Below are 6,097 nucleotides of genomic sequence, written 5' to 3'. Positions count from 1 at the left end.
TCCGAGCAGTAGTCGTCCAGGCGGCAGCCCTTGTCCAGCAAAACCGAGCTGTTGTCGGCCAGCACATCGTCGCCGGGGATGGCGTGGGGCAGCGCCCCGTTGGGCCCGAAGGCGGCGATGGTGTCGAAGGACAGGCCGCTTGCGCCCTGGGTGCGGTAGAGCTTCTCCACCTCCCAGGCCAGGGCCTTCTCGGTGATGCCCGGGCGCAGGAACTCCTGGATCTGTTCGAAAACCTTGTGGTTCAGGGCGCAGGCGCGGCGCATGGCCTCCTGCTCGGCCCGGTCCTTGATGTAGCGCTGGCGGGCGACGATGCCCGCGGTGGGCACCAGGCCCACATGCTCGCCGAGCTTGCAGGCGAACTCGTGGCACACGCCGTCGGACTCGAAGCCCAGCGGCCCCTGGAGCACCCCGCGCAAAAAGGCGCCCATGCTCGCGTGGGCCGGGCGGCCGTAGATGAAGATGCGCTCCTCGGGCCACAGCCTGCGGGCGGCGTCCAGGTAGCGCGAATCCGTAAGCAGCCAGTCGTCGCCGCGCCCGGTGATCAGGACGGCCCCGGCGGACTCGTTGCACTGCGGGTCGGACAGCTCGAAACCGGACAGGTAGTAGCGGTTGGCCGCGTGGGTCACGAGCAGGGCGTCCAGCTCCCGCTCGGCCAGGGCAGCGCGCGTCCGCTCGCGGCGGGCGGCGAAAACTTCGGTCATGGACATGGGTGCTCCTTGGGGTCGGAACGGTTTTTCCCCGGGGCGCGGCGCACGGCGCGGCGCCCGCCGGGGCCGCCCTTATAGCGCGCCGGGCCGCGATAGGCAACGCGCCCGGGCGCGCTCACGCGCAATAGACGGTCTCAGGCTCGCCGTGGACCACGCGCCGCGCCCATTCGATGCCCTGCATGACGCACTGGTCCAGCTCGCCGACCTCGTGGCGCCAGCCGCCCAAAAGCCCGCGCGAGGCGATGCCCTGGGCTTCCAGGTAGGGCATGATGGTCCGCAGGGCCGCGTCGCGCCCCAGGTCCGGCAGGGGCACGGCCCGGGACCGCTCGGCGTGCCACAGGGCCGCGACCTCGTCCCGGCCCCCGGGCGCCAGCAGGGATACGTTCTCCAGCCCTTCCAGCACGCTGCGGATCATGGCCTCCACCGGCTCCGGGCGCGGCCCGCGCCAGGACAGTTCGGCCAGCAGGGCCCGGGCCCCGGCCTCGGGCACGCGGCCCGGGGCGAAATTGTGCAGATGCGTCACGCGGTGGAAGGGGCAGTTGTCCTGGGGGAACTCCATCCAGTGCGCCGAGTCCTGCCCCGGGCGCGGGCGCGGGGCCCGCAGGCCCACCCCCACGGCCAGGGCCGAGGCGTGGCGCAGGGCGGCCCCCGCGCGGCGCACGGCCTCGGGCGGGTCGTCCAGCACCGCGCCCACCAGCTGGTCCAGAGGCATGGTGGAGAACAGGTGCGCGTAGCCCACCTCGCCGCCGCCGCGCAGATGCGCCACCCGGGCCACAGGGTCCACGCGCACCACCTCCTGGCCGATGAGGATGCGCTCGCGCAGGCGCTTGCTCATGCGCCGCAGCAGCTCCCCGCTGCCGCCGAAGGCCGGGGTGCGCACGACGGCGTCGGGGCCGTGGCCCGTGTCGTCGCGTTCGAGGATCAGGGTTTCCAGCAGGGCATCCAGGTCCGCCGGGGCGAGGCACTGCGCGGCCCAGCGCCAATCCAGCTCCTCGCAGGGCGCGCCCAGGGCCTTGGCCTGCTGCGGGGCGAGATAGAGCCGGGCGATGCCCGGGCCGTAGGTCAGCTCCAGCCAGCGGGCCAGGGTTTCGGGCTGCGCCGCGCCACCGGGGTCGCCCGCCCGGGTCAGGGCCGCGCCGAGCAGGCCACGCAGGCATTCCAGGCGTTGCAGGGCGGGCAGGTAGCGCAGGTTGCGCTGGAAGGGCTGCGGCACCCAGGCCCCGCCCGCGCGGACCCAGGCCGAGCGGGGGGTCCGGGGCGCGTCGGGGCCGAGCAGATCGTCCACCAGCCGGGTGAAGGTCTTGAACCGCTCGCACAGGGGCCGGGGTTCGGGCTCCCAGAGGAACCCGGAGGCGTCCTTCTCGGCGGCGGCCCGGCCGCCGATGCGCGCCTCGCGCTCCAGGATCAGGAAGTCGTCCTCCCCCAGGCGCGACAGGCCGTGGCCCGCGCCGATCCCGGCGGCTCCGGCCCCGATGATGCAATACGTCGCGTTCACGCCGCCTCCCGCGCCCTGCGCCGCGCCCCCGGGCCGGAAGGGCCGGACGGCGGGAGCGCGGGCGGAAAACTCCATCGTGGGCGCACTGTAGTCCGGCCCCGGGCAAATGGCAATGCGCGGGCGCAGGAGGCGGGGCGACAGGCAGGAGCGAGACGGCGGAAGCGCGGGCGCCGGGAACGGCGAAGGCCGCGGGAAGGGGTGCGGCGCCGTCAGCCCCCGGGCCACAGGCTGCGCATCCGCAGCAGCTCGCGGCCCCCGGCGGAGGTCAGCCCGTGCAGCAGGGCCGCGCCGTCCCCCTCGGGGGTGCAGGTGGCCGCCACGGACTCGGGATGGCGGCATTCGGCGCGAAAGGCGATGTCCACCAGCGCGGGGCGCAGGCGGTCCCGCCCCGGGGGCACGGGCTCCAGGGCCCACTCCAGCAGGTGGACGTTGTTGACGTGGCCGTTCTCGTCCAGGTCGGCCCGGCGGGAGAGGATGGCGCACTGCGGGCCGTCCGGCCCGGGCGCGGGCAGGGTCCGGCCAGTCAGCTCCAGGACGCGCTCGGCCGTCGCCGGATGGCAGGCGGTGACGAAATCCGGCAGGGCCACGGCCCGGCGGCGGACCATGTCCAGAGCCACCCAGACCGAGGTCGCCGCGCCCAGGGGCGCCCCGACGGCGTCCACAAGGCGGAAGTCGCGCACGGCGCGCAGCCCCTCCAGGGCCGAGGGCCAGGTATGCACCGTGACCCGCGAGCCGACGGGCGGGTAGGCGTCCATGCGCAGGGCCAGGCGCGCCAGCACCCAGGCCACCCCGGCCTCGTGCATCCGCCGCGAGGAAAAGCCCAGCTCGCGGGCGTGGGCGGACGCAGCCTCCTGGAGCCAGTCGGCCACGGCGGGCACCCCGGCCCCGGCCATGCCCACGATGAACTCGCGCCGGAAGACCCCGGCGGTCACGCCCCGTCCCCGTCCCGCCAGCGGGCCAGGGCCGCGCCCAGGGCCAGCCCGGTGACGAGCATGGACATGCCAAGCCACCAGGTCCGGTAGAAATCGTGGGCCGAAAAGGCCGTCAGCAGGTAGCCCGCCTGGGCTGCCCACAGGCAGGCGCCCGTGGCGTCGTGGCCGGACAGCTCGCACCCGGCGCCCCTGGCAGCCAGGATGCGCGCCCGCATCCGCCGCCCGGCCCAGACGAGGTTGCCCAGCAGCAGGGCCAGCAGGATCGCCGTGCCCACGATCCCCGTCTCGGCCAGGAACTGCGCGTAGATGTTGTGCGGATGGGGCACGGGCTCGCCGAAGATGCCCAGGTCGAACTGGATGCCCAAGGCCCCGTAGCCCGCCTCGAAGCAGCCCACCCCGGCGCCCAGGATCGGCCAGTGCCGCCACACGTCCAGGGCCACGTCCCAGATGATGAAGCGCGGGGAACCCAGCAGCGCGTCCGCGGACATCAGCCGGGGGAACGCCAGGGCCAGTCCGCCCAGCGCCACCATGACCAACAGCGGGGCCAGCACGGCCCGGCGCGCGCCCAGGTGCGCCCAGGCCAGGGCGCCCATGGCCAGCAGGAAGCCGAACCAGCCGCTGCGCGCCTGGGCGCCCACCAGCAGGAACAGCCCCGGGAAGGCCAGCACCGCCGCCACGGCAAGCCGCGCCGCCAGGGGCCAGCGGGCGGGCAGCAGCGCGGGCAGGGCCAGGGTCACGGGCACGGTCAGGGCCATGAGGTTGCCGATGCGCCCGGTCTCCCACATGGCGTTCACCCGCCCGGACCAGGGCATGGAAAAGAAGAAGTCGAACCCCGTGCACCACTGGTAGATGCCGTCCAGCCCGGTGTACAGGGTCATGATCACGAAGGCCCAGGCCAGGAAGCGCAGATCCCCCGGCCTGCGCACGACCTCCAGCCCGGCCAGGAGCAGGAACGGGCCCTTGTAGCTGTTGTGGCTCAGGGCGTACCAGCTGGCGGCGGGGCAGATGCTGTGCAGCCCCTTGAAGATCAGAAGCGCGAAGAACGCCGCCAGCACCCAGCGCAGGGGGAACCGGCGCAGGCTCGATCCGCGCCAGTCAAGGACGTAGTAGCCGACCAACCCGGTCATGGCGCCCACGGCGCCGATCTCCCGGAAGCTTATGCCCAGGGGGAAGAACAGGATGTAGAAGCCAAGGGCCCAGCGCATCAGCTCCAGGCACAGGGCCGCGCCCCGGCCAGGACGCGGCGAAACGACGGCTGCGGCGCTCACGCCGCCCCCGCCCGGAAGCCCCACGCTCCCCGGGGGGCGCGCAAGCCCCGTCCGTCCTGGCCCCCGAGCCCCCGGCAAGACGCCAGGGCCGGTGTCCTCTTCCCGCCGCCGTTCTCCATCTGGATTTCCTTCCCGAAACTGCTGCGGAAAAATAGACGAGCTTCCCGCCCAAGTCAATCACGCCAGGCGCAATCATTTCGCGGGCGGACGCGGCGCGGGCATTTGATTGATAATCGCAACGGGAAAGGCTAAGAAGACAGGTCATGTCCGCCAAGACCATCCTGTTTCTCTCCAGGCCCACGCCGCTCACCCCGCTTTTCCCGTCCTTCCGGCAGGCCGGGGTGGAGGCCGGGCTGGCGGACACCCTGCGCGCGGCCCTGGATTTCATCGCCAAGCGGCGGCCCGTGCTGGCTTTCGCCGCCAGCGACCTGCCCGGAGTGCGCCCCGAGGACCTGCTCGCCGCCGGGCGCGATGTCCAGGGCTTTCCCCCGGTGATCGTCTTCACCGAGCGCGGCAGCGCCGCCGAGGCCCAGCGCTACCTGGAGCTTGGCGCGCAGGACTACTGGCTCGAACCCCTGACCTGGGAAAAAATCCAGGCCGCCATGCCCGCCGGGGCCGCCCCGGCACGCCCCGCGCCCGGCGCCCCGCCCGCGCCCCCGGCCGCGCCCCCGGCCCCGGGCGTGAGCATCATCGGCGAGCATCCCTCCATGCGCCGCGTCCTGGCCCTGGCCCGGCAGGTGGCGCCCTCCAAGGCCTCGGTGCTCATCTCCGGCGAATCGGGCACCGGCAAGGAAATGTTCGCCCGCTACCTGCACCAGAACAGCACCCGCGCCGGGCGGCCCTTCGTGGCCATCAACTGCGCCGCCCTGCCCGAGCACCTGCTGGAAAGCGAACTCTTCGGCCATGAAAAGGGCGCCTTCACCGGCGCCATCAACCGCAAGCTCGGCAAGTTCGAGCTGGCCGACAGCGGGACCATCCTGCTCGACGAGATCACCGAGATGGATCTCGGGCTTCAGGCCAAGCTCCTGCGCGTGCTCCAGGAAAGCGAACTCGACCGCGTGGGCGGCACCGAAACCGTGAAGGTCGACGTGCGCGTGCTGGCCACAACCAACCGCGACATCGAAGAATCCGTGCGCTCCAAGGAGTTCCGCCAGGACCTCTTCTTCCGCCTGAACGTCATCCCCCTCAAGCTGCCCGCCCTGCGCGAACGCGGCGAGGACGCCTTGCTCCTGGCCCGCTTCTTCGTGGACCGCTTCGCCGATCAGTACGGCCTGCCGCGGCTGGCCTTCGCCGACTCGGCCCGGGCCTGGCTCCTGGGCTACGACTGGCCCGGCAACGTACGCGAGCTGCAAAACCTCATGGAACGCGCCGTGCTGCTGGCCGGACCCGGCCCCATCGACGAACGCCACTTCCTGCTGGACGCCGACACCTGGCCCCTGCCCGAGGAGGAGCCCGCGCCCGCCGCAGCGGCCCCCGCAGAAGCCGCCCAGGCCGCCACGGCAACAACCGCCGCCGCCCCCGCCGCCCCGGGGCTGACCAGCGCCGTGGACGCCCGCGACATCCCCCTGGCCGAGATCGAGCGCATCGCCATCATGCGCCGCCTGGAGCAGACCGAGGGCAACCGCACCCAGGCCGCCGACCTGCTGGGCATCTCCGTGCGCACCCTGCGCAACAAAATTTCGGAATACAAGAAAC

The 6,097-nt window shown here is 73.1% G+C and carries 5 protein-coding genes; 1 reads left to right on the top strand and 4 read right to left on the bottom strand.

The genetic code is table 11. The features are described 5' to 3' along the window. From M0P34_RS13040 to M0P34_RS13025, 4 genes are all read right to left on the bottom strand, one after another. Positions 1-707 (bottom strand): M24 family metallopeptidase (locus M0P34_RS13040; protein ID WP_291499846.1); only part of this gene is annotated, 707 nt, incomplete at its 3' end. Positions 708-822: 115 nt separating this feature from the next. Continuing rightward, a complete protein-coding gene (locus tag M0P34_RS13035; protein WP_291499844.1) occupies positions 823-2,202 on the bottom strand; it encodes an FAD-dependent oxidoreductase in 1,380 nt (459 codons plus the stop codon). A gap of 209 nt (positions 2,203-2,411) precedes the next feature. Then, entirely contained in the window at positions 2,412-3,134 is a 723-nt protein-coding gene (locus M0P34_RS13030; protein WP_291499842.1) for an acyl-ACP thioesterase domain-containing protein, read from the bottom strand. Then, positions 3,131-4,402 carry an O-antigen ligase family protein gene (locus tag M0P34_RS13025; RefSeq protein ID WP_291499840.1) on the bottom strand — a complete coding sequence of 424 codons (1,272 nt, stop codon included), beginning with the start codon at positions 4,400-4,402 and terminating at the stop codon, positions 3,131-3,133. The genes M0P34_RS13030 and M0P34_RS13025 overlap by 4 nt, the downstream gene beginning before the upstream one ends. A gap of 263 nt (positions 4,403-4,665) precedes the next feature. On the opposite strand from M0P34_RS13025, the gene M0P34_RS13020 reads away from it, so the two are divergent. After that, on the top strand, positions 4,666-6,097 hold a 1,432-nt coding region (locus M0P34_RS13020), incomplete at its 3' end, for a sigma-54 dependent transcriptional regulator (RefSeq protein ID WP_291499838.1).

It is taken from the genome of Desulfocurvus sp., assembly GCF_023230885.1.
GTDB lineage: Bacteria > Desulfobacterota > Desulfovibrionia > Desulfovibrionales > Desulfovibrionaceae > Desulfocurvus.
Note: the sequence above shows the minus strand (reverse complement) of the source record. Positions and strands in the feature narration are given on the sequence as shown.